The following is a 23358-nucleotide window of genomic DNA, read 5'->3' on the forward strand; positions in this document are numbered from 1 at the left end:
TCGAAATGTTGACCAGGTTCAATGATGGCGCCTTATGCGCTTGATGCCCATGGTAGCGATGGTGACGCCGAAGCACATCCTGCGCTGACTATTTAAGTATACAGCCAGGCCTCAAGTGCGCCGGGGTGCAGAAGAGGTAGGTTGCTGGTAAACTCGGCGCCGGTTCTGCCGCTTAACCTTCAGTGGCAGGGTAACTTCGTAAAATATCTCGGCAAGGCATCTGCGCAATGAAACGTTCATTGGCAACATCTGTAGTACTTACCACTAGGTTGATGACTCCACCCTAGGTATTCCCTCTTTAGAAAACGCCATGGCGCGAAAGCGCTTCCACGGCGTTACGGCATTCTATTGCCGTTATTTGGCTACTGACGCTCCTGGCGTCTTCATCCTGCAGCCTGACTCATACAATCTGGTTCTTAATGACGTGACATCTGCCCTGTGCGGCGGAGTTAGCGCGTCTTGTTTAATCAATAACGATGGACTCCCTGAATGGCACTTTTCAGCAAGCATGAGTGGTTTTCCAATATTAAAGGCGACACCCTTTCGGGCCTGGTCGTCGCGCTGGCGCTGATTCCCGAAGCGATCGCGTTCTCGATTATCGCAGGCGTCGACCCGAAAGTAGGTCTTTATGCCTCGTTCTGTATTGCGGTGATTATCGCCTTTACCGGTGGGCGGCCGGGGATGATCTCTGCGGCCACTGGCGCCATGGCGCTATTGATGGTCACGCTGGTGCGCGAGCATGGCCTTGAGTACTTGCTGGCGGCAACATTTTTAACCGGGGTGTTTCAGATCATTGCAGGGTATTTAAAACTCGCTGAGCTAATGCGCTTTGTGTCGCGTTCGGTCGTTACTGGCTTTGTGAATGCGTTGGCCATTTTGATCTTTATGGCCCAGTTACCTGAGTTAACCGATGTCACTTGGCATGTGTATGTCATGACCCTGGCCGGTTTAGGCATTATCTATTTATTCCCTTATCTGCCGGTGATCGGTAAAACGCTACCCTCGCCACTGGTGTGCATCGTGGTGTTAACCATTGTGTATATGGTGAGCGGTATGGATATTCGTACGGTGGGTGATATGGGTGAACTGCCCGATACGCTGCCGATTTTCCTGTGGCCGAATGTCCCGCTTAACCTTGAAACCTTGATGATTATTCTGCCTTACGCCTTGATGCTGTGTGTGGTGGGTCTGCTGGAATCGATGATGACAGCGACCATTGTGGACGATTTGACCGACACATCGAGTGATAAAAACCGCGAGTGCAAAGGCCAGGGCATTGCCAATATTGGCGCCGGATTACTGGGTGGTATGGCAGGTTGTGCCATGATTGGTCAGTCGGTGATCAATATTAAATCCGGTGGCCGTACGCGGCTATCCACATTGATTGCGGGCGTTGTACTGCTGTTGTTGGTCGTTTTTCTAGCCGATTGGGTCTCACAAATTCCCATGGCCGCTCTGGTAGCCGTCATGATCATGGTGTCGATAGGCACCTTTAGCTGGGCGTCGATTCGGGATCTTAAAAAGCATCCTCTCAGTACCAATATTGTCATGTTGGCGACGGTCGCTGTGACCGTAAGTACCCATAACCTGGCGATCGGGGTCTTTGTTGGCGTGCTGCTGGCAGCGCTGTTTTTTGCCAATAAAGTTGGCAATATCATGTACATCGGCTCTACTGAGATAGAGACGGGTCGAGAGCGCGAGTATCAGGTCGTTGGGCAGGTCTTCTTCGCCTCTTCCGAGCGCTTTATGGCGGCGTTTGATTTCAAGGAGAGCCTGGACAAGGTAACGATCAATGTATCCAACGCGCACTTCTGGGATGTTACCGCTGTACAGGCACTTGATCGGGTCGTTATCAAGTTCCGCCGTGAAGGCACTGACGTCGTGTTGGTTGGGATGAGCGAAGCCAGCGCCACGGTGGTTGACCGCTACGCGATGCACAATGATCAAAAGGCGGTCGAAAAACTGATGGATGGCCACTAAGCATCTAATAAAGGAGAGCAGCATGCCGGAACATGTAGTTGCCGCAATTGATGGTTCCCGGTTTTCGCAAGGCGTTTGCGATTACGCTTCTTGGGCAAGCCTTGCGCTGGGCGCGCCGCTAACCTTTGTGCATGTGGCCGATAACCATTCAGAAGTGCCAGGCGAGCCGGATCTTTCGGGCCAGCTGTTTTTTGGCGCCCGCGAGCGCTTGCTGGAGGAGTTGATGGGCCTTGATGAGAAGCGTGCCAAGGTCAACCGCGAACAGGGCAGGTTGATGCTGGAAGCAGCCCAAGCGCGCGCCGTTGAAGAGGGCGTTAGCAACGCCGTTACTCGCCAACTGAACGGTACTTTGGTGGAAACACTGGTCGGGCTTGAAAATGAAATGCGCCTGCTGGTGATGGGTAAGCGCGGCGAGACGGCTCATCAAGCCAGCGAGCATCTTGGCTCCAACCTTGAGCGGGTGGTGCGTGAAATGCATCGCCCTATTTTGATGGTGCCCGCCACGTTCAAGCAGCCTGAAAAAGTATTGATTGCGTATGATGGCAGCAAAACGGCTCGCAAAGGTGTGGAAATGCTAGCCCGTTCGCCACTGTTTTCAGGCAGCGAGTGCCATGTACTACTGGTGGATACGGACAATGCAGAGAATCGCCTGGAGCTTGGTTGGGCGCTAGGCACCCTACGTGAAGCAGGCCACAAGGCAGAAGGCGCTATCCGCAACGGCAATGTAGATGATGTGCTGCAAACCTACGAACAAGAGCACGCCATTGACCTCTTGGTCATGGGCGCTTATGGGCACTCGCGCATCCGCCACTTGTTGGTTGGCAGCACGACGACAGCGATGCTGCGTAGCAGCCGTATCCCCGTTCTTATTTTGCGCTAAGTCTCTTTTGTGTTCCTACGGTAAGTCGCTTTGCTACGGGTTAGTAGAGCGACTTTTTAACAATGAAAAAGGGAAAAATTAAAATCTGCAAATGCTGAAATGAGCTTCTATGTTTATTTAAGAGTGTCTTGAACTATTCATCTCTTGAGTAGCGTAAGGAGCCTGACGTGAATCTACCCACGCTTGAACGAACATCACAGCCGTTTAATCCCACCTCTTCCTCTCATCGCTTTGCAGCCAGCCTAATGGCCCAGGCTGATATACAGTTCAACGGCGATCGCCCTTGGGATATGCAGCTTAAAGCGCCTGGTGTGATCGAAAATGCACTAGCGCGTGGCAATCTGGGCTTAGGTGAAAGCTATATGCAGGGGGACTGGGACTGCGATCGGTTGGACGTATTTTTTACCCGCTTGCTGCGCGCGCAATTGCATCAACGTATTAAGCCCACGCAATTGATTTATCACGCGTTGCGTACTCGGTTGTTAAACCGACAAAGCGTTAAGCGGGCTTGGGAAGTGGGCGAGAAGCACTACGATCTTGGCAATGAGTTTTATGCGGCCATGCTTGACCAGCGTATGACGTATACCTGCGGTTATTGGAAAGACGCGTGCACGCTAGATGAAGCACAAGAGGCGAAGCTGGACTTAATTTGCCGAAAGCTGCAGTTAGCACCGGGTATGCGCGTACTTGATATCGGCTGTGGGTGGGGGAGCTTTATGGCTTATGCGGCCGAGCATTATGGCGTTGAGTGTGTCGGCCTGACCATCTCCAAAGAGCAGGCGGATTTTGGTAAACGATTGATCAAAAAAGGCTTGCCGGTAGAGTTCCGTTTACAGGATTACCGCGATGAAACTGAAAGATTTGATCGTATTGTTAGTATTGGCATGTTCGAACATGTGGGCCGTAAAAACTATCGCGCCTATATGGAAGTGGTCAGTCGCTGCCTAAAGGATGAAGGCCTTTTCTTGCTTCATACGATTGGCAAAAACCTTGGTACGACGATGTCCGACCCCTGGATCGATAAATACATTTTTCCGAATGGCGAGTTGCCTACCTTAAGCCATATTACCGATGCGGCTGAAACGCTTTTTGTGGTGGAAGATATACATAACTTTGGAGCTGACTACGATAAAACGCTGATGGCCTGGTATCACAATAGCGAAGCCAATTGGCCCCAGTTTAAAGGTCAGTTTAATCCAACGTTTTATCGTATGTGGCGCTACTACCTGTTGAGTTGTGCGGGAGCCTTTAGAGCACGTGAGATTCAGCTGTGGCAACTGGTGTTCAGCAAACAGGGTGTAGCGGGAGGATACGCGCGGGTTAGCTAGCTGCCTCGCTCACGGTCAGGCAGCAATTTACCGGGTACCCAGCGTAGATAGAAGATCATTCCAAAAAGCTCTACCAGTGACTGAAAAATAATCACTACGACTGCGGGTTGCCATGCGCCAGGCAGCGCCAAGGCGATGGGCAGCATGACAAACGAGTTGCGTGTGCCAAAGCTAAAAGCCAGCGTGCGGGCACTGGCGGTTGGCAAACGGAACAGCCTGCCCAGCGCACGACCCAGCCAGCCCGCAAACACTAAAAAAACCATGAAGATCAACATGACCTGAGTCATCACATGATACAGCCCGCCCAGATGGTTGACCTGTGACGCTGCAATAATAAAGACCACAAAGGCAAGCAGTGGCACGGGCAGTATGCCCAGGTGATAGATGGCGCGCTTGGTGCGCCTATGCCGAGTAGCAGCAAATTCCGTTAGCCCGGCAAGCGCCAAGGGAAACAGGATAAGGCCCGCAAAGGCAACGATTAGTGAGGTGGAGAGTGCCAGATGAAACCACTCCGATCCCAGAAAGAGCCAGAGATAAATAGGTAGAGCGACCATCTGCACCAGTAGCAGCAGCGGAGCGGCCGCGACAGCGCGGGGCGCATCTCCCTTGCCCAAGTGAGTAAAACTGATAAACCAGTCGGTGCAGGGCACCAGCAGTACCAGCAAGACGCCGGCCAATACCGCAGGTGAGAGCGGCAGCCAAGCGACCACCAGCCCCAGAAAGGCCGGAATGGCGATAAAGTTGCCCACTAGCAGCGCCGTCATAAAGCGGCCGTCGGTAAGGCCGCGCGCCACGCTAAGCAAAGGAATCTGGCTAAAGGTGGTGTACATCAAAAGGCCTAACAGCGGCCACAGTAACTGCTCCAGCACATCGGCCAGCGCCGGTGACACAACGCCCAAGGCCAGCCCTAGGCCAATGCAGACCAGGTAAATCCAGCACTGGTGTTTTTCCATCTGCTCGCGCATTGGTTTTCCCTGAGTGATTTTTCTTGAGTATTTATTGGCGGCGAAGTGCCAAGCGCTCGCCTGCCATGGCGGCCAATAGCCATAGCGGCAGGCTCACCAGCACGTACGAAAGCCCCCACCAGCCTTGGCCATGGTTAAGGAAATGCAGCGTTTCCAGGCTAAACAGTGAAAAGGTCGTAAAGCCGCCGCAAAAACCTGCCACGAGCAGCGGGTGCCAGTAGGTCAGTTTGCTATGGGGTGCACGTAGCGCGGTGGCGGCTATCCAGCCGATCAAACCCGACCCCAGTACGTTGACGATCAGCGTGCCCCACGGGAAATAGCTACCCAAGGCCGCTTGGGAGACAAGCGATACGGCGTAGCGCAGTGCGCTGCCCAGGCCGCTACCAATCCCGACGGCAAGGTAGCATTTCCAAGTCCTCATACGCGGTACCCTGCCAGCGCCCAGCCCAACGCTGCCATACCAATGCCCAGCACCAGTGTGCCGCCCACGTTGAGTGCCGCGTGACCCGATTGACCGCCTTGCCAAAGTTCAAGAGTTTGCAGGCTAAACGATGAGACCGTGGTATAGCCGCCGAGTAGGCCAGTTACGCTAAACAGCCAGAACGCCGTTGGTGTGTCAGGCAGGCCTTGGCGGCCCAATAGCCAGCCTGCGGCCAGCGCGCCGGTCGCGTTAACAACGAGCGTGCCCCAGGGAAACGCCTTGCCCAGCCAGCGCGCTAACAGGTTGGAAAGAGCAAACCTGGCCATTCCCCCGAGGGCGCCGCCCAGCGCGATAAGCAGTACGCTTGCGATGCCTGGACCCATGTTTTCTCCACTGACTAGCAAAAGGGGTCTTCGATAAGCGGCCAATTCTAACATGTGTTTTCAAGGCGCAGAAAAATGCCTTGCGTGGGTAACCACGCAAGGCATTGGTATATTACCTATAGATCGTTAGGCTGGCAGGACGCTGCCCTGCTGGCTTGGTGCTGTCTCCGCGTTTGCAGTAGAGACGCGGTTAATGCCCGAGATCAGGGCTTTCAAAGAAGCGCTCACCGTGTCGCTATCTTCGGCAACGGCGCAAATGCGCTGGCCATCAATGCTCAACTGTACAAAGGCAATGGCGTTGGCTTCGCTACCACCGCCCAGCGAGTGCTCACTGTAGTCGATAATCGTCACGTTAACGCCGGAGTGCTTCTGCCAGGCATCGGTAAAGGCCGACATGGCACCGTTGCCGGAACCGGACAGGCGCAGGGTTTCGCTACCTTGCCACAAGGTCACGTCAAGCCCTTCGTGCTGGCCCTTGGAAAGCTGGTAGTCCGCCAGCGACAGTGGCGCTTCCTGGGTGAAGTTATCGAACATCACTTGGCGAATCATCTCGCTTGAGAGTTCGCTGGCGCGCTCTTCGCTCTCTTTTTGTACATAGGGGGCCAAGGCCAGCATCATCCAGCGTGGCAGATTGATGCCGTAGTCGCGCTCAAGCAAAAAGGCCATGCCGCCCTTGCCGGACTGGCTGTTGACTCGAATCACGGCCTGGTAGTCGCGGCCAATGTCGTGGGGATCAATCGGCAGGTAAGCCACTTGCCACGGTTCGTCGGGCTTCTGGTGCTTGAGGGATTTACGAATCGCATCCTGATGGCTACCAGAGAAGGCGGTATACACCATTTCACCTACCCAAGGGTGGCGTGGGTGCATGGTAATGCCGGTGCACTCGTGAACGACCTGAATGATCTCATCCGGGTTGGAAAGATCAAGTTTAGGATCAATCCCTTGGCTGTAAAGGTTCATGGCCAGCGTGATGATGTCCATGTTGCCGGTACGCTCGCCATTACCCAGCAGCGTGCCTTCCACACGGTCGGCACCGGCAAGCAAGGCAAGTTCGGCTGAGGCTACTGCACCGCCTCGGTCGTTGTGGGTATGCACCGAGATAATCACGCTATCGCGACGACTGATGTGCTGGCAGAAGTATTCGATCTGGTCGGCATGGTGGTGAGGGCCAGCCACTTCGACGGTCGTCGGCAGGTTGAGGATGCACTTGTTCTCAGGCGTTGGCTGCCAAACGTCCATCACCGCTTCACAAATCGCCAGCGAGAAGTCGATTTCGGTGCTGGAGAAGCTCTCCGGTGAATACTGAAAACGCCAGGCAACGTCTGGATAGCGCTCGGCATACTGTTTAACCCAGGTAGCACCCTGAACGGCAATATCGGTAATACCGTCGCGGTCCATCTCAAACACGCGCTCGCGCTGAATGGTCGAGGTCGAGTTATACAGGTGGATAATAGCGCGCTTGGCACCCACTAAAGCTTCAAAGGTTTTTTCAATCAAATGCTCGCGGCACTGCACCAGCACCGCGATAGTGACATCCTCAGGAATCTGATCTTCTTCAATTAACCAGCGCACAAAATCAAAGTCGGGTTGGCTGGCGGAAGGGAACCCCACCATGACTTCTTTAATGCCCACCTTGACGATCTGGTGCCAGAAGCGCTTTTTCTGCTCAACGGTCATCGGCTCTAGCAGCGCCTGGTTACCATCACGTAGGTCTTCACTTACCCAGATCGGCGCACGATCAAGGTCACGGTCAGGCCATTGACGGTTAAACGCAGGAACGCGCGGTGCTGGGCGATATTTACGATGATCGAAAGCAGACATGATGAGATTCCTAAGGGGTTAATGACTTGGAAAACTGGCCGCTTGTAGGTAGGCCTTTGTTCATCGGTGCAGACTCATGATGCAGAGTATGGCACACAACCGTTAACTGCTTTTGGCAGTGTGAATAGTGTAACGGGTTTATAGCGCTAGGTTGTTGCTAAAAATGAATAAAAATGGCATTAATTGGCAGTATGTTTTAATAATTTATAATTTCTTAGCAGAGGCTGCTGTTTATGTCGGTGACGCCATTGACGCTTGACCGTTTTGACCGCCAAATTTTAACGATTCTGCAGCAAGAAGGGCGGATCAGTAACCAGGAATTGGCTGATCGAATTGGCCTTTCGGCATCGCCCTGTTTGCGCCGGGTGCGTGCGCTGGAAGAGCACGGCTTGATTATGCAGTATCGCGCCGAGGTAGATGCTCGCCAGTTGGGCTACCAACTGATGGTACTGCTGCATATTGCCATGGACCAGCATACCTCCGAGCGGTTTGAGAACTTTGAACGCCACATCCGAAAAATTCCCAACGTGATCGAATGTCTGATCATTACCGGGCAGGCTGCCGACTTTCAGCTAAAGATTTTAGTCCAGGATATGGATGATTATCAGCATTTACTGCTGCACGTTATTAACCGTATTGAAGGTGTCACAGGGGCGCATACCAGCTTTGTGTTACGCCGGGTTTTTGAACATCGGCCGGTACCCACACAGCGCTGAACAGGAAAGCGTGGTCAGTCACTGAGTCGCCGTTTACACTGTTTTTTTCCCATTTTTTAGGAGAGTGCTCTATGACGATCGAACGTCACGATACCAAGGCCCGCATGAGTCGCGCCGTTATCCACAAAGGGGTTGCTTATTTATGTGGCCAGGTCGCGGGGCCTGAGGCGCGTCATGGCGATATTAAGGCGCAGACAGAAAGCATGCTGGCGCGTGTCGATGCGCTGTTAAAAGAGATCGGCTCAAGCCGTGAGCAGCTATTAAGCGCCACGATTTATCTCAAGGACGGCAGCGATGTCGTCGCCATGAATGAGGTGTGGGATGCCTGGGTACCCGAAGGCTACGCGCCAGCGCGCACCTGCGTATGTGCCCCGATGCCTGCCGACGAGTTAAAAGTAGAAATAACCGTGACCACCGCTGTATAGAACGGAAGCCTTTCTAGCTGGCTGGGCTATTCCAGCGGAAAGCGGGTGTCGCGCAGGCTGTCCTTGATTTTTTTCAAGTGCGGTAAGAAGTCTTCGCCACGCCGTAGTGTGACGCCGGTGGCCAGAGCGTCAATCAAGGTAAGCTGAATCACCCTTGACGTCATGGGCATGTAGTGGTCGGTGTCTTCAGGGGTTGCCACGTTAAGCGTGGCGCTGCACTCGTTGGCAAGCGGTGACGCGGGGGCTGTAATACCCAGCACAACAGCGCCAGATTCGCGCGCTACACGGGCGATATCTACCAGCTCACGGGTGCGTCCGGTGTAGGAAATAATCACCACCACATCGCCCGTATGGCAGGACGCCGCCACCATGCGCTGCATCAATACATCGGCGTAGGCCATGACCGGTAGATTGAACCGAAAAAACTTATGCTGGGCATCCTGAGCGACGGCACCTGATGCGCCTAACCCAAAAAAGTGAATCTGCTTTGCCTGGGTTAGGTAGTCGACCATTCGTTCAATGGCCGCCATATCAATATCACGCTGGGCTTCATCCAGCGCGGCAATGGTGGCGCCAAAAATTTTCTGCGTGTATTGGGCCGCCGTATCGCCGGGCTCAACGGCGCGGGTCACGTAGGGTGTCCCACCCGCCAGGCTTTGCGCGAGCTTGATTTTAAAGTCGGGATATCCCTTGGCGCCAAAATTGCGGCAAAACCGGTTAACGGTCGGCTCGCTGACACTGGCGGCTTGGGCCAGGCTTGCGATGCTTAAGCTGGTAGCGGCTGTCGGATCGTCCAGGATCACGTTAGCAACTTTACGCTCGGAGCGGTTTAATTCTTCTAAGCGTTCGCGTAAGCGGTCAAGCAAGTCATGCGCCATTAAGCAGGCTCCAAAGCAGTGTGGGGCGGAAGTTGTGATGTCTAATCTTTACACCAGGCAACAAACACATTGGCTGGCAGTGGTCGAGCATAATAGTCCCCTTGCGCTGCTTCGCAACCGATAGAGTGTAAATCGGCGGCGTGTTCGGCGGTTCCAATCCCTTCTGCCACAATATCACAACCCACCGCGTAGGCTAATTGGGTAATCATAACGGCAAGTTGGCGATCAACTGCGTTTTTATTAGGGGCGGCATAGCACCACTGTTATAGCCTTTATCAGCCACTAGCGCCGCGCCAGAAGGTAACTCGGCAATCAGTGCCGGAACCTCTACTCTGCGGGTTTGCTCTTATCCTGCCAATATCTCTGCAATGAAACGCCAACAGCTCCTAATGAATAAGCTTTAACGTAAACGAAGCAGTTTCATAAGCCAGCGCCGGTAGGGCGGCTGCAAAATTCTGCTGGTAGCGTGTTTTGTTTGATAAAACACACCACGTAAATGGCTAAAGCGCTCAAAACCGTGGCGCCCATGATAAGCCCCCATGCCACTTTCACCGATACCGCCAAACGGTAAGGTGGGGACCGCGTGATGGAGCAGTGTTTCATTAAAAACAAGCGCACCGGAACGAGTCTGTTGCAGTAACCGCGTTTGAAGCGTTTTATCATTAGTAAACGTATATACCACTAGAGCGTGCGGACGTGCATTCACAAACCCAATCGCCGCCTCCATATTTTTAACACCGATAACGGGGAGCGCGCGGCCAAAAATCTCTTCGTGCATCACAGAAAGTGTTTGGGTGGGGTCGATAACCAGCGCAGGGGCATGGTTGCCGTGATCGATGACTCGGCAGCCGTGGTTACGGGCTTCTGTCAGCAGGCCCTCTACGCGTGCGCGATGGGCATCATTGATCGGGCTGGTTGCTTCTCTGCTATCAGGGCGCTGCTGGACAATAGCACGGCTTAGTGCGCTAACCAGGGACTCAAGATGGCGGCTTTCTACAAGAACGTAGTCGGGTGCCAAACACGTTTGCCCACCGTTAAGCCCCTTGCCGAATATAATGGCCGTGGCCGCTTTATCCATGTCGGCATCACCTGCCACCAGCGCGGGGGATTTACCGCCTAGCTCCAGGGTCACTGGCGTAAGGTTGGCTGCCGCAGCACTAGCCACGTGACGTCCAATGCTGGTCGAACCGGTAAACACCAGGTGATCAAAGGGCAGCTTGCTAAATGCCTGAGCCGTTGATGCACCTCCTTGAATGACGACGAATTCATCCTGAGTAAAATATTGGCAAACCAGACGGGCGAGTAAAGCGCTGGTGTGGGGTGTTAGCTCACTGGGTTTTAGCATAACGACATTGCCAGCAGCAAAGGCGTCAATAATAGGCAGAAGCGCCAGGCTCCATGGATAGTTCCAGGGGGAAATAACCCCAATGATACCTAATGGCTGCGGGGCTATGCGTGCCCGTGCTGGAAACAGGCGCCAAGGCATACCGACGCGCCAAGGCCGCATCCAGTGCCAGAGGTGGCGGCGCGCATAGCGTACGGCCTGTAGCACGGCACTAATTTCCGCCAAGCGGATTTCTGTGTCGCTACGCTGGCCAAAGTCCGTTTGAATAGCCCGCACAATCTCATGCTGATGGCGCTTGGTCATTTGCGCTAAACGTGCCAATCGTGCGCGACGAACACTTAGCGTTGGAAAAGGCGTTTGATCAACAGCGTGTCGTTGGGCATTAAAGATACCTGTTAAATCGTGCTGCATAACCGCTCCTTATCTTCCGTACCTGGATGTCTTGGGGCGCAATAGTGGCTTGTAAGCGCTACGTTAATGCTCGTGTCGTAAGGCTAAGACGGTAGTTAAGTCGATAGTTAAGGTGATAGCTAAGTTGATAGTAAGGGTAACGCTGCGTTAATGATAAAGTAAGACGGGATAACAGGGCGCCAACGCTTTGCTCTTGGGAGATATCATGTCTGCGTGCTCGTTAGAACTCTCTACTCTATCCGCCATGGAAAACATTGAGGCAAGCCAGTGGGATGCCTTGGTCGGCCACGATCAGCCTTTTCTGCGCCATGCATTTTTGTATGCGCTGGAGGCGAGTGGCTCGGTGAGTCGTGAGACAGGATGGGAGCCCTGCCATGCCTGCGTTTGGCGTGCAGGCCAATTGGTAGGCGCACTGCCCATGTACCGTAAACATCACTCTTACGGTGAGTATGTATTTGATTGGGGATGGGCGGAAGCGTTCGAGAGAGCCGGTGGCACCTATTACCCTAAAGCGCTCAGCGCTATCCCGTTTACTCCCGTCCCGGGGGTGCGCACGCTACTTGCTAGCCATCTAAATGCTGAGGCTATCCGTGCTCTGTTAGCGTCAGCCTGGCAAACGCTTTGTCACCAGGAGGCGCTCTCCAGCTGGCATTTATTGTTTGCCGATGAGCATGACGTGACGGCCTGGCAGGCGCAGTTTCCCCAATTAACGGTCCGCGAAGGGCTTCAATTCCAGTGGCAAGACGCAGGTTTTGGCGACTTTGATGGTTTCCTGGCAAGCCTGACATCCAAACGGCGAAAAATGATCAAGCGTGAACGGCGCTTGGTGGCCGAACAGGGGCTAAATGTGGTGCGCCTGGAGGGCCAGGAGATCACCCAGGAAACAATGACGCACTTCTATCGCTGTTATTCAATGACGTATCTGGAGCGCGGTCGTTCGCCCTATTTAAATCATGCCTTTTTTGAACGGTTACGCCAGACCATGCCCGAAACATTGATGCTGGTGCAGGCGCAGTTGAATGGCCAACCGGTTGCGTCGGCGCTCTATTTTCGTGGTGAGCACACGCTGTATGGCCGCTACTGGGGGAGTGAAGTGGAGGCCGATTGTCTGCATTTTGAAGCCTGCTATTACCAAGGCATTGAGTACTGTTTGCAGAATGGGCTGACGCGCTTTGACCCAGGTACCCAGGGGGAACATAAGTTAGTACGCGGTTTCGCCCCTCAACGTGTTCGTTCCCTGCACTATATGAACCATCCTGGCTTGGCGGCGGGTGTTGCCCAATTTTGCCAAGCGGAGGGCGCCCAAGTGAGCGCGTATCGTGAGGCGGCTTTTCAAGCGCTGCCTTTTAAAGTGCCTGCGGCTCGCTGATGGTTCTGCATAGTGGCATAATGCGCGCCGTTACTGCCTTGGGAGATCGGTGATGCACAAATGGGTTGTGGTAGCGTTACTTGTCGTACTGGGTTTGCTCCAGTACACGCTTTGGTTAGGTAATGGCGGCTGGCGTGACCTGCAAATAGTCGAGCAGCGCGTTACTGCACAGGAGGAGGCCAACTTGCCCATGCGCGAGCGAAACGCACGCTTAGCGGCCGAGGTCACCTATCTTAAAACCGGGCTGGACGCTATTGAAGAGCGGGCCCGAAGTGATATGGGCATGGTGCGTAGCGATGAACAGTTTTTCTGGGTGCCGGGTGTCGCCATAACGACCGAGTTGATAGGTATTAACGCAGGCCTGGTGGTCCAACCACGACTCGACCGTGAGCAATCGGCACAGTGAGTAAGCAAACAGTGAATATGTCAGGTAAGCGGCTTTGAAAAAAACGCTTTGGCTGATCGTGCCTGCCGCCGGGCAAGGGCGTCGCATGGGAGCTGATAAACCCAAACAGTACCTGATGTTAGGTGAGCGCCCGATACTGGTGCACACTCTGGCGCGACTTTACGAGGCGTTTCCCAAGGCGTCGTTAGTGCTCTGCCTGGACAGCGATGATCAGTGGTTTCAGGCTGAATGGGTTCCTTTTGCGGCCTGGCAGCGCGTAACGGGCGGCATCGAGCGCATGGATAGCGTACTCAATGCGCTACATGCCATACCCGCACAGGATGACGATATTGTGATGGTGCACGATGTGGCTCGCCCGTGTATTACCACGGACGACCTGCATGCCCTGTATCAGGCGGTGACTCATCATACCGGCGGGGCGCTATTAGCGATGCCGGTGGCAGATACCATGAAACGGGCCAATGCCGAACAGCAAAGTACCTGTACAGAACCCCGGGAAGGGCTTTGGCATGCGCTGACACCTCAGGGGTTTCATTACGGGCTATTGCGCCAGGCACTTGAGAGTGCCCGGCATCAAAAACGCATGGTGACCGATGAGGCGTCAGCGGTCGAGGCGCTGGGTAGGCAGCCACAACTGGTTAGCGGGCGGCGCGATAATTTAAAAGTGACGCATCCGGATGACCTTGCCCTCGCCGCCGCCATTTTGTCAGCACAATCAGATACGTTTACTCAGGAGGCTTAATGCGAATTGGTCATGGCTTTGATGTTCATCGGTTCGGCCCCGGCGACCACTTAATGATTGGTGGCGTTAAGTTGCCGTTTTCACAGGGCTTTGTCGCACACTCCGATGGCGATGTGCTGCTTCATGCGGTCAGCGATGCGCTGTTAGGCGCCTGCGCGCTCGGTGATATTGGTCATCACTTTCCCGATACCGACCCCGAATGGAAAGGCGCTGATAGCCGTATGCTGCTGCGCCATGTGATGAGCCTGGTTCGGGCGGAAGGTTATGAAGTTGTAAACCTGGACGCGACCCTGATGGCTCAAGCGCCCAAAATGGCGCCGCATATTGCGACAATGCGTCAAACCATTGCTGACACCTTGAATGTCTCCTTGGGCCAGGTAAACGTTAAGGCCACCACGACGGAACGGCTAGGGTTTACCGGGCGCGGTGAAGGCATTGCTGCTGAAACGGTGGTTTTACTCGGCCGGCCTGAGGCGTTGAATGAGTAAGCTGCCTCAGTGGGCACGCTCTTTGGATGCTGCGTTTGGGCCGCCCAAGCCGGGGCATTATCGGGTTCAACCTGAGGATTTTTTGGTTGACGAGCAGTTGGACTTCACGCCCGAATCGCATGGTGAGCATCTTTGGCTGCGGATTGAAAAACGCAATCAGACCACGCTGGATGTGGTGAAGAGTGTCAGCCGATTATGCGGTGTGACCCCGCGAGATATTGGCTATTCCGGCATGAAGGACCGAATAGCCGTGACGCGCCAATGGTTAAGCATTCACTTGCCAGGGCGTGACGCGCCTGCTGACTTGATATCAGCACTGGGTGGATTAGGCATCACGGTGCTTGAAAGCGTGCGTCATCCACGCAAACTAAAACGTGGCGTTCATCGCACCAACGCGTTTACGTTACGATTGAGTGGCGACGCGATCACAGCGGATGATTTCGTTCATCGCTGGCAGGCGCTTTGCCAGTTCGGGGCGCCCAACTATTTTGGCCCCCAGCGGTTCGGCCCTGAGGCGCGTAATTTACAGCGTGCCGAGGCACTACTTGCACGGGGGTGGCGCAAACGTGACGACCGTCAAGGAATGCTGCTCTCTACTGCGCGAAGCTTTCTATTTAATGAGCTGCTAAGCGCTCGCTTGGCGGACGGCAACTGGCATCAGCCTATCCCAGGCGATACCGTGATGCTTGACGGCACCCAAAGCGTATTCGGCGTCGACGCGGTGGACGAGTCGTTGATAACGCGTGCCGCTGAGTTGGACGTGCATCCAACCGCGGCGCTTTGGGGCATTGGTGAAAACGCCGTTGATGACGCAGGGCGCTACGAGGCGCAGCTGGCCCGTCAGCATCCTGAGCTGTGTAAAGGTTTGGAAGCCAGCGGTGTGAAACGCTCCCATAGAGCACTGCGTATGCGATTAACGGCGCCCCAGCTCACTTGGGAATCTGATGCCGTGCTACTCTCGTTTGCGCTACCCCGAGGCAGTTTTGCTACCGCCGTTATCGGTGAGCTCATTTATCACCCGGATATGGCGTAAGCCGCCAGATTACGCTGATCAACAAGGAGGCATCAATGCGGCGACTGCTGCTCTCTAACGACGACGGTGTTTACGCCCCAGGGCTGAAAGCGCTACATGATGCGCTGGAGGCTCATGCCAAGCTGCGTGTCGTTGCCCCGGACCGTGACCGTAGCGGGGCAAGTAACTCGCTGACATTATCGCGCCCGCTCTCATTAATCGCGCTGGAAAATGGTTTCTATAGCGTGGATGGTACGCCCGCTGACTGCGTTTACTTGGGCGTAAATGGCGTGTGGGATGAGCGGCCTGATCTGGTTATTTCAGGGATTAACCACGGTGGCAATTTAGGCGATGACGTGCTCTATTCAGGCACGGTGGCCGCGGCCATGGAAGGACGCAACCTGGGCATGATCGCGATTGCCATGTCGCTATGCGGTGATCGTTACTTTGACACCGCGGCGAAAGTGGCATCCAGCCTGATTGGTGCCGCCGATCAACTCTCCTTGCCGCCCAGAACGCTGCTCAACGTTAACGTTCCAGATGTGCCGTGGGAAGCCATCAAAGGCGTTAAGGTAACCCGGCTTGGATATCGTGGCCCGGCTGAAAAACCGCTTGCGATCAAAGATCCTCGTGGGCGGACGCGCTACTGGATTGCGCCGGTTGCTGCCAATGCGGATGACGGTGAAGATACCGATTTTGCAGCGATCGAGGCAGGGTATGTATCGATTACGCCGCTGCAAACCGACTTGACGCGCCACCCTGCGTGCCGTGACGTACAGGACTGGTTGGATGCCTTTGCCTGATATTTCGCCCATTGAGCGGCGCGGGCGGGGAATGACCTCTCAGCGTACCCGGGATCGCATGATTGATCGGTTGATCGAACAGGGCATTCGACACCCGGATGTGCTTGATGTGATGGCTGGCGAGCCCAGGCATCTGTTTGTTGACGAGGCTTTGGCGCATCGTGCCTATGAAGATACAGCGCTGCCTATCGGCTTTGGGCAGACGTTATCACAGCCGCTTACCGTGGCGCGGATGACAGAACTGGTTGTGAAAGCCGAGCCACGCCGTGTGTTGGAAGTGGGCACCGGCTCTGGGTATCAAACGCTGATTTTGTCGCGCTTAGTGAAAGAGCTTTACTCCATTGAGCGTATTTACGCCTTGCATGAGCGAGCGAGTGATCGCCTTTGGCGCTTGGGCGCAGAGGTAACGCTAACCGTTGCCGATGGCGGCGAGGGCTGGTCAACGGCGGCACCGTTCGATGTTATTTTATTGACGGCTTGTGCGCAGACACTGCCTGAGATATTGCTCGAGCAGCTAAGTCGCGATGGGGTGTTGATTGCGCCGTTGGAAGCGCCTGATGGCAGCCAATGGCTTACCCAGATAAAGCGCAGTGGGAATGCGTTTGAGAAGCGGCGGCTTGAGCCCGTGCGTTTTGTACCTTTATTGCAAGGAGTAGTGGATTGAAGCGTAAATCCTTGGGGATTTTTTTTAAAGGTGCCGGAATGGGGGCCGCAGATGCCATACCCGGAGTTTCCGGGGGCACGATTGCCTTTGTTACCGGCATTTATGAAGAGCTGATCAATACCATTAAGCAGTTTGGTCCTGGCGCGCTGGTGGTTTGGCAGCGTGATGGGTGGCGTGCCCTCGTTAAGCACTTGAACCTGGCCTTTTTGATCCCTTTGCTGGCCGGTGTCGGCATCAGCCTGGTCAGCGTGGCGCACTTGGCGCTATGGCTGATGGAAGCGCACCCTCTGCTGCTTGATGGCTTCTTTTTCGGGCTGGTTGCCGCCTCTGGAATGGTGGTCGCTCAAGCGGGAGACCGCTGGAAATTTTGGTATTTATTTCCGCTGTTGGCCGGTTTACTGTTAGCCAGAATGCTGCCGAGCTTAATGCCCTTGGTGCTATTGCTCGGTAATGAAGCCACGATTGTGATGGTGGCGGGGTGTATTGCGATTAGCGCCATGTTGTTGCCAGGCGTGTCGGGCAGTTTTTTGTTGCTCACGATGGGGCTCTACGGCACGATAATGGGGGCTATTCGCAGTTTCGACATCACTATTATTATGCTGTTTGGTATGGGATGTGTGATAGGCCTTGCGCTGTTTTCGCGGCTATTATCCTGGCTGTTAAGACGTCATCATGGCTTTACGATGCAATTGCTTTTAGGGTTTATTATTGGCTCGTTGCCGGTTCTGTGGCCATGGCGCGAGCTGTTGCGTTATCAGGTTGGTCCAAGCGGGCAAATGATACCCTTGGAGTACCGTTATTTGCTGCCCAGTGATTATGCCGCGTTGACCGGCGCTTCCGCGCAGATTATCGGCGTGGTGCTGCTGATGGTCGTTGGTATATTGCTGGTCATGCTATTGAACCGTCGGGCAGGGAAGTCGACCACGTTAGATTCAACTAATACGGCTCAGCGCTGAAAAGGAGTAGGGTTTGCATGCGTAAAGTCTTCATGATGTCAGCCTTGGTGTTGGCAATTAGCGGGTGTGCCAATCAGCAGCACAATACCCCGCAAGTACGTGACTTGAGTGAAGCGAGTCGCGTGGTGGAAAACTCGCCTCAATATACCGTCAAACCAGGCGATACCCTGTATGGCATCGCTTGGCAGCATAATCTGGATTACCGCCAGCTAGCTACTATCAACAATATTGATGCGCCCTACCAAATTCACCCCGGACAGATGATTGCATTGCGTGAAGGGGCAGGGGCTGGCAATAATTCCCAGCCCGCAAATCAGGCGCAAAACACGCCGAGTGAATCGCGCGGCGTTGTCGCAACCGGGCTCAACCCGCAGGCGACAGCAGTAGCCAGTAACGACCAGGAACTTGATTGGCTACTGCCTGATGAGTCGGCGATTGAACGCGCTCAGCGTTTAAACGCTGAGCGCCCTGAACAACAAGCCGTTGAAAGTGCTCAGCAGGTAGCGTCAACTAACAGTGCGCCGCAAGAATCTCCCTCTCAACCCGAGGTGGCTGCTACCGAGCCAAGGCCTGAGCCAGAAGCGGTCCCAGCATCGGAGCCTGAGGAGCAGGTGGTTGCTCAATCCGAAACACCTGCGGCTGCTCCAGTGGAACGTTCGGACCGCTCATCGCGTACGTTCACGCCCGCAGAGACGATCAACTGGCAATGGCCGACAGATGGGCAAGTCACGGGCAACTTCGGCGAAGGTGATTCGATTACCGCCGGGATTGATATCGCCGGACAAAAGGGGCAACCTGTCAAAGCCGCAGGCCCTGGTATTGTCGTTTATGCGGGTAGTGGTGTACGTGGGTACGGTAATCTTATTCTTCTTAAACACAACGATCAGTTCCTAAGTGCCTATGCGCATAACGACAGCTTAAACGTTAGTGAAAATGACGTGGTTGAAGCAGGCGAAGTGATCGCCACCATGGGAAACAGTGATGCAGAAAGCGTTAGGCTGCACTTTGAGGTGCGCCGTGATGGTCAGCCTCAGGATCCTATGGAGTTTTTACCTGCACGCTAATCAGTGGAGTACCCGATAAGCGAGTAGCGGCAAGGTTTTGTTGAGCCAGCCCCTTACGAGCTGGCCCACATAAAAATAATAACACCAGTAACGCACACGTAAGCGTGGTTACCTTTAAATATTAAAAGGCGGGCAGGCGATACTACGGGGGTAAGGCCATGAGTATGCTGGAGAAGGATCTACAGGAGGTTGACCTGGATGCTGCCGAAGAAGCGTTGGAAAACGCTGACGATGATGTCGCAGCGGAAGAGGAAGCTTTTGAGAAAGCACTAGGACGTGAGGACCGGCAATCGACTCAAAGCCTGGATGCGACGCAAATTTACCTCAATGAAATAGGATTTTCGCCGCTCTTAACGCCAGAAGAAGAGGTCTATTATGGCCGCCTGGCGCGAAAGGGGGATCCGCTTGGTCGTTCTCGAATGATCGAGTCTAACCTGCGGTTGGTGGTTAAAATTGCCCGGCGCTATCTAAACCGTGGGCTGACGCTGCTGGATCTCATTGAAGAGGGTAATTTAGGGCTTATTCGTGCCGTTGAAAAGTTTGACCCTGAGCGTGGGTTTCGCTTTTCAACCTATGCAACATGGTGGATTCGACAGACCATTGAACGCGCGCTAATGAACCAAACGCGCACCATTCGTCTGCCGATACATGTGGTGAAAGAGCTTAATATTTATCTGCGTGCCGCGCGTGAGCTGACACAAAAACTTGACCATGAAGCGACCGCTGAAGAGATTGCTGAGCATCTCGACAAACCGGTTGATACGGTCAAGAAAATGCTTGGCCTCAATGAGCGTGTCTCCTCGGTAGACTACCCCATGGGTGGAGAGAGTGATAAACCGCTGATTGATACCTTGGCCGATGATGATGTTCAAGGCCCAGAAGGTTGCCTGGTAGATGGTGATGTGCGTGAACACGTGGATCTTTGGCTTGATGAGCTAAGTGATAAACAGCGTGAAGTGGTCGTGCGTCGTTTTGGTTTGCGCGGTCATGAGGCGGCCACCCTGGAAGAGGTCGGCGCTGAAATTGGCCTGACACGCGAGCGTGTACGACAGATTCAAGTCGAGGCATTAAAGAAGCTACGCCGTACGCTTGAAAAGCAAGGCCTGTCGCTAGAGGCGATTTTCGAAAGCTAGCCAAGACAGCGTGGCTACGTAGGCACGGCCTCAACGCACCGAGTTTATACTCGGTGCGTTGTTGTTAGAGGGGCTATTTTTGATGACTTATTATGTATAAGCGAGATACGCAATGCGCCCGCTAGCGGCCCATATCGATTTGGATGCTCTGCGTCACAACTATCAGTTGGCGTGCCGCTGCGCGCCACAAAGCCGCTCGGTGGCGGTTATCAAAGCGGATGCCTATGGTCACGGCGCTGTAGCGTGTGCTCACGCGCTTGAAAGTCACGTCCCGGCGTTTGCGGTGGCGTGTATCGAAGAAGCGATTGCGCTACGTAACAGCGGCATCAGCAAACCTATTGTGCTGTTAGAAGGTATCTTTAGCGCTGATGAGTTACCGCTGGTGGAGCGCTACGCACTGTGGACCACCATTCATAGCGCATGGCAGGTAGACGCGCTGCTAGCATTTTCGCCAAGCCAACCCATTCCCGTTTGGTTAAAAGTCGATTCGGGTATGCATCGGCTGGGGTTTGGCCTCACGGAGGCGGAAGCGGTCTGGCAGCACCTGGCCAATGCACCACAGGTCACGGCGCTGCATTTAATGAGCCATTTTGCGACCGCTGATGCCAGCGACGGCCACTATTTTAATCAGCAGCTGTTGAGTTTAAAGGCCTTGGCCAAGGCGCTTGATGCGCCTTTGTGTTTAGCTAATTCACCGGCGACGCTTGCCTGGCCTGACGCCCATGGTGACTGGAACCGACCAGGCATCATGCTCTATGGCAGTGACCCATTGGAAGTGGCCACCCCAACCACGCAGCAATTACGTCCGGTCATGAGTCTGCGTTCGGAAATTATCGGTTTGCGCGAGATTAACGAAGGTGAACCCGTCGGCTACGGAGGGCGCTGGCGCGCCCCGCGCCGGTCACGTATTGCGGTGGTGGCCGCGGGTTACGGCGATGGTTATGACCGCCATGCGGTGGATGGTACGCCGGTACTGGTCAATGGGCAGCGCTGTGCTATCGCCGGCAAAGTGTCGATGGATATGTTGACCGTTGATGTGACCGATATACAAGATGCTGCCATTGGCAGCGAGGTGGTGCTCTGGGGAACGGCCAGCAATGGGGCAGTGCTAGCCGTCGATGAGGTTGCACGCTACTGCGATACGATCAGCTATACCCTGCTTACCGGGGTGTTGCCACGCGTACCCAGACGTTATCAAGAGTCTTCAGTGTAGGTGGTACGTATGTCGAAAAAAGAGTATCCAGCGTCGTTTGCTCACCCACGCTACTGGGGAACCTGGCTTGCCATCGGTGCGATGTATATCGCGGCTTGGTTACCTTGGAGTATTAAGCTTTGGGTAGGCAAGGTCATCGGGCTATTGGCATGGCGATTTGCCAAACGGCGGCGGGACATTACGGCCACCAACCTGGCGCTTTGCTTCCCGGAAAAGAGTGCCGATGAACAACGAAAGTTGGTGAAAGATACCTTTATTGCTAACGGTATTGGCCTGGTGGAAACCGCGACTGGCTGGTGTCGGGAGGCAGAAGGATTTCGTCATCGAGTGGCGTACCATGGCCAGGAGCATTTGGCGAATGCCAAGGCCCAAGGCAAAGGAGTATTGGTCGTCGGGATCCACTTCTCAACGCTTGATTTGGGTGGCGCGCTGCATTCGCTGTTCTTTCCGGCGGATGTCGTATATCGCCCGCATAATAACCCGCTTTTCGAGCGCTTTATGACGCGTGCTCGTTCACGTATTTTCGGCCAGGCGATTGATCGACACGATCTGCGCGGCGTGGTGCGACGTATCAAGGCAGGGCATATTGTCTGGTATTCACCCGACCAGGACTTTGGGCCGGATGTCAGTGTATTTGCCCCCTTGTTTGGTCAGCAGGCGGCCACCATTCGGCTAACGTCTAAAATCGCTCGTATGACGGGCGCGCCGGTGGTGCCGCTGATGTTTCATCGCAACCCGGATAACCGCACCTATACGATTGAGTGCCTACCTGCGTTTGAAAACTTTCCCAGTAACGATGAAGTTAACGACGCAACGCGGGTTAATCAGTTTATTGAGCGTGCCATTCGCAAGCACCCCGAGCAGTACCTGTGGCTGCATCGGCGCTTCAAAACGCGTCCTGAAGGGGATGAAGGTTTCTATTAGATACGATTCTTTTAGATACGGTTTTTTTAGATACAAAGAAGCCGGCGCGATGCCGGCTTCTTTGTGGCTGTTGTTAGCTACTCAGGCATTAATCCAGGTTACGTGAGTAGAAGATTTCCAGCATCTCTTTGCGCAGGCGGCTTTCGATATCGCGGGCTTCTTCAAACGTAATGTCGCGACGCGACTTGCCGAACAGGTAATTGTCGAGCTCGAAGTCTTTCAGCAGCATCTTGGTATGGAACATGTTGTCCTGATACACGTTCACATCCATCATCTGATACGCCTGCTTGGTATCTTCCGCCAGGTAATCCTGGATCGAGGCGATCTCGTGATCGATGAACAGCTTTTTACCGTCGACGTCCCGGGTGAAGCCGCGCACACGGTAATCCATGGTGACGATATCAGAATCAAAGCTATGAATCAGATAGTTCAGCGCTTTCAGCGGGCTGATATGCCCACACGTTGATACGTCGATATCCAGGCGGAAGGTGCTGATGCCGTTGTCAGGATGCGATTCCGGGTAGCTATGTACGGTGACATGGCTCTTATCCAGATGGGCAACCACGGTTTCAGGCAGCGGGCCAGGGCCTGGTTCTGTGTTTTCAGGGTTGGCTTCATCAAGCTCATGTTCAGCAATGAGAATGGTGACGCTTGCCCCGTGAGGTTCATAATCTTGACGGGCAATATTCAACACATGCGCACCGATAATATTGGTGACATCCTTCAAAATTTGCGTCAGCCGTTCGGCGTTGTACAGCTCATCGATATAGTCGATATAAGCGGTACGTTGCTCTTCGGTCTTGGCATAGCAGATGTCGTAAATATTAAAGCTCAGCGAGCTGGTCAGGTTATTGAACCCGTGGAGTCGGAGACTATCTGTCATGTCCGAACCTCCCTATGGCTGATGAAGACACCCCGACGAGCCAGCGCCGGAACCGAGAAAAACCTAATGCCATACGTGGTGCGCATGTTCTAAAAGCACTTGCAGGGCAGTCAGGGGGAATACAAGGAGGCGTATTATGCCCGGCCGG

The 23358-nt window shown here is 54.3% G+C and carries 24 protein-coding genes and 1 pseudogene; 17 read left to right on the plus strand and 8 right to left on the minus strand.

Features of this window, described 5'->3' with window-relative positions; genetic code table 11:
• Positions 1–489 precede the first annotated feature (489 nt).
• The 3 genes from FKN99_RS08650 (at position 490) to cfa (ending at position 4188) form a co-directional block, all read left to right on the plus strand.
• Entirely contained in the window at positions 490–1980 is a 1491-nt protein-coding gene (locus FKN99_RS08650) for a SulP family inorganic anion transporter (RefSeq protein WP_172117481.1), read from the plus strand.
• Positions 1981–2002: 22 nt separating this feature from the next.
• A complete protein-coding gene (locus FKN99_RS08655) occupies positions 2003–2860 on the plus strand; it encodes a universal stress protein (RefSeq protein ID WP_172117482.1) in 858 nt (285 codons plus the stop codon).
• 167 nt (positions 2861–3027) lie between these two features.
• The gene (gene cfa, locus FKN99_RS08660) at positions 3028–4188 is read left to right on the plus strand and encodes a cyclopropane fatty acyl phospholipid synthase (protein ID WP_172117483.1); all 1161 of its coding nucleotides are present in this window, start codon (positions 3028–3030) and stop codon (positions 4186–4188) included.
• Here the strand turns inward: cfa and FKN99_RS08665 are convergent.
• The 4 genes from FKN99_RS08665 to FKN99_RS08680 form a co-directional block, all read right to left on the minus strand.
• Entirely contained in the window at positions 4185–5153 is a 969-nt protein-coding gene (locus FKN99_RS08665) for an arsenic resistance protein (RefSeq protein WP_172117484.1), read from the minus strand. The two genes, cfa and FKN99_RS08665, sit on opposite strands and share 4 nt — an antisense overlap.
• A 31-nt stretch (positions 5154–5184) precedes the next feature.
• A complete protein-coding gene (gene crcB, locus FKN99_RS08670; RefSeq protein ID WP_172117485.1) occupies positions 5185–5574 on the minus strand; it encodes a fluoride efflux transporter CrcB in 390 nt (129 codons plus the stop codon).
• A complete protein-coding gene (crcB, locus tag FKN99_RS08675) occupies positions 5571–5957 on the minus strand; it encodes a fluoride efflux transporter CrcB (protein ID WP_172117486.1) in 387 nt (128 codons plus the stop codon). Before crcB (FKN99_RS08675) ends, crcB (FKN99_RS08670) begins: the two co-directional genes overlap by 4 nt.
• Positions 5958–6083: 126 nt before the next feature.
• Positions 6084–7778 (minus strand): 2-isopropylmalate synthase, encoded by a 1695-nt coding sequence (locus FKN99_RS08680; protein WP_172117487.1) that lies wholly within the window; start codon positions 7776–7778, stop codon positions 6084–6086.
• Between the two features lie 233 nt (positions 7779–8011).
• On the opposite strand from FKN99_RS08680, the gene FKN99_RS08685 reads away from it, so the two are divergent.
• A complete protein-coding gene (locus FKN99_RS08685; protein WP_172117488.1) occupies positions 8012–8494 on the plus strand; it encodes an Lrp/AsnC family transcriptional regulator in 483 nt (160 codons plus the stop codon).
• 71 nt (positions 8495–8565) lie between these two features.
• A complete protein-coding gene (locus tag FKN99_RS08690; protein WP_172117489.1) occupies positions 8566–8919 on the plus strand; it encodes a RidA family protein in 354 nt (117 codons plus the stop codon).
• Between the two features lie 26 nt (positions 8920–8945).
• Here FKN99_RS08690 and FKN99_RS08695 read toward each other — a convergent pair whose 3' ends face one another.
• The 3 genes and pseudogenes from FKN99_RS08695 to FKN99_RS08705 form a co-directional block, all read right to left on the minus strand.
• Positions 8946–9797 carry a MurR/RpiR family transcriptional regulator gene (locus tag FKN99_RS08695; protein ID WP_172117490.1) on the minus strand — a complete coding sequence of 284 codons (852 nt, stop codon included), beginning with the start codon at positions 9795–9797 and terminating at the stop codon, positions 8946–8948.
• A 41-nt stretch (positions 9798–9838) separates the two neighbouring features.
• Positions 9839–10021 (minus strand): annotated as a pseudogene (locus FKN99_RS08700) (EAL domain-containing protein); the annotation flags it as partial.
• 176 nt (positions 10022–10197) lie between these two features.
• Positions 10198–11553 (minus strand): aldehyde dehydrogenase family protein, encoded by a 1356-nt coding sequence (locus FKN99_RS08705; RefSeq protein WP_172117491.1) that lies wholly within the window; start codon positions 11551–11553, stop codon positions 10198–10200.
• Between the two features lie 205 nt (positions 11554–11758).
• Between FKN99_RS08705 and FKN99_RS08710 the strand changes: the two genes are divergently transcribed.
• The 12 genes from FKN99_RS08710 to lpxL all read left to right on the plus strand — a co-directional run bounded on the left by FKN99_RS08710 (position 11759) and on the right by lpxL (position 22327).
• Positions 11759–12922, plus strand: a complete 1164-nt coding sequence (locus FKN99_RS08710) for a GNAT family N-acetyltransferase (RefSeq protein WP_172117492.1) — start codon at positions 11759–11761, stop codon at positions 12920–12922.
• 52 nt (positions 12923–12974) lie between these two features.
• Positions 12975–13328: a cell division protein FtsB gene (ftsB, locus tag FKN99_RS08715; RefSeq protein WP_172117493.1), complete on the plus strand. Its 354-nt coding sequence runs from the start codon at positions 12975–12977 to the stop codon at positions 13326–13328.
• 34 nt (positions 13329–13362) lie between these two features.
• Complete coding sequence (gene ispD / locus FKN99_RS08720; protein ID WP_172117494.1) at positions 13363–14070, plus strand: 2-C-methyl-D-erythritol 4-phosphate cytidylyltransferase; 708 nt, start codon at positions 13363–13365, stop codon at positions 14068–14070.
• On the plus strand, positions 14070–14558 hold the full coding sequence (ispF, locus tag FKN99_RS08725; protein ID WP_172117495.1) for a 2-C-methyl-D-erythritol 2,4-cyclodiphosphate synthase: 489 nt from the start codon (positions 14070–14072) through the stop codon (positions 14556–14558). The genes ispD and ispF overlap by 1 nt, the downstream gene beginning before the upstream one ends.
• On the plus strand, positions 14551–15591 hold the full coding sequence (gene truD, locus FKN99_RS08730; protein ID WP_172117496.1) for a tRNA pseudouridine(13) synthase TruD: 1041 nt from the start codon (positions 14551–14553) through the stop codon (positions 15589–15591). The genes ispF and truD overlap by 8 nt, the downstream gene beginning before the upstream one ends.
• A 35-nt stretch (positions 15592–15626) precedes the next feature.
• Positions 15627–16373 carry a 5'/3'-nucleotidase SurE gene (gene surE / locus FKN99_RS08735; RefSeq protein WP_172117497.1) on the plus strand — a complete coding sequence of 249 codons (747 nt, stop codon included), beginning with the start codon at positions 15627–15629 and terminating at the stop codon, positions 16371–16373.
• The gene (locus FKN99_RS08740) at positions 16360–17037 is read left to right on the plus strand and encodes a protein-L-isoaspartate(D-aspartate) O-methyltransferase (protein ID WP_172117498.1); all 678 of its coding nucleotides are present in this window, start codon (positions 16360–16362) and stop codon (positions 17035–17037) included. Before surE ends, FKN99_RS08740 begins: the two co-directional genes overlap by 14 nt.
• Entirely contained in the window at positions 17034–17993 is a 960-nt protein-coding gene (locus FKN99_RS08745; protein ID WP_172117499.1) for a DUF368 domain-containing protein, read from the plus strand. The genes FKN99_RS08740 and FKN99_RS08745 overlap by 4 nt, the downstream gene beginning before the upstream one ends.
• 17 nt (positions 17994–18010) lie before the next feature.
• Positions 18011–19057, plus strand: coding sequence for a peptidoglycan DD-metalloendopeptidase family protein (locus FKN99_RS08750; RefSeq protein ID WP_172117500.1), 1047 nt, complete (start codon positions 18011–18013; stop codon positions 19055–19057).
• 158 nt (positions 19058–19215) lie between these two features.
• Positions 19216–20190: an RNA polymerase sigma factor RpoS gene (gene rpoS / locus FKN99_RS08755; protein WP_087112035.1), complete on the plus strand. Its 975-nt coding sequence runs from the start codon at positions 19216–19218 to the stop codon at positions 20188–20190.
• Positions 20191–20302: 112 nt separating this feature from the next.
• Positions 20303–21403: an alanine racemase gene (alr, locus tag FKN99_RS08760; protein ID WP_172117501.1), complete on the plus strand. Its 1101-nt coding sequence runs from the start codon at positions 20303–20305 to the stop codon at positions 21401–21403.
• A gap of 9 nt (positions 21404–21412) precedes the next feature.
• The gene (gene lpxL / locus FKN99_RS08765; protein WP_172117502.1) at positions 21413–22327 is read left to right on the plus strand and encodes an LpxL/LpxP family Kdo(2)-lipid IV(A) lauroyl/palmitoleoyl acyltransferase; all 915 of its coding nucleotides are present in this window, start codon (positions 21413–21415) and stop codon (positions 22325–22327) included.
• Between the two features lie 88 nt (positions 22328–22415).
• On the opposite strand, the gene speD is transcribed toward lpxL, so the two are convergent.
• Positions 22416–23210, minus strand: a complete 795-nt coding sequence (speD, locus tag FKN99_RS08770; RefSeq protein WP_172117503.1) for an adenosylmethionine decarboxylase — start codon at positions 23208–23210, stop codon at positions 22416–22418.
• Positions 23211–23358: the final 148 nt, after the last annotated feature.

Source organism: Halomonas hibernica (genome assembly GCF_013183775.1).
GTDB lineage: Bacteria > Pseudomonadota > Gammaproteobacteria > Pseudomonadales > Halomonadaceae > Vreelandella > Vreelandella citrativorans.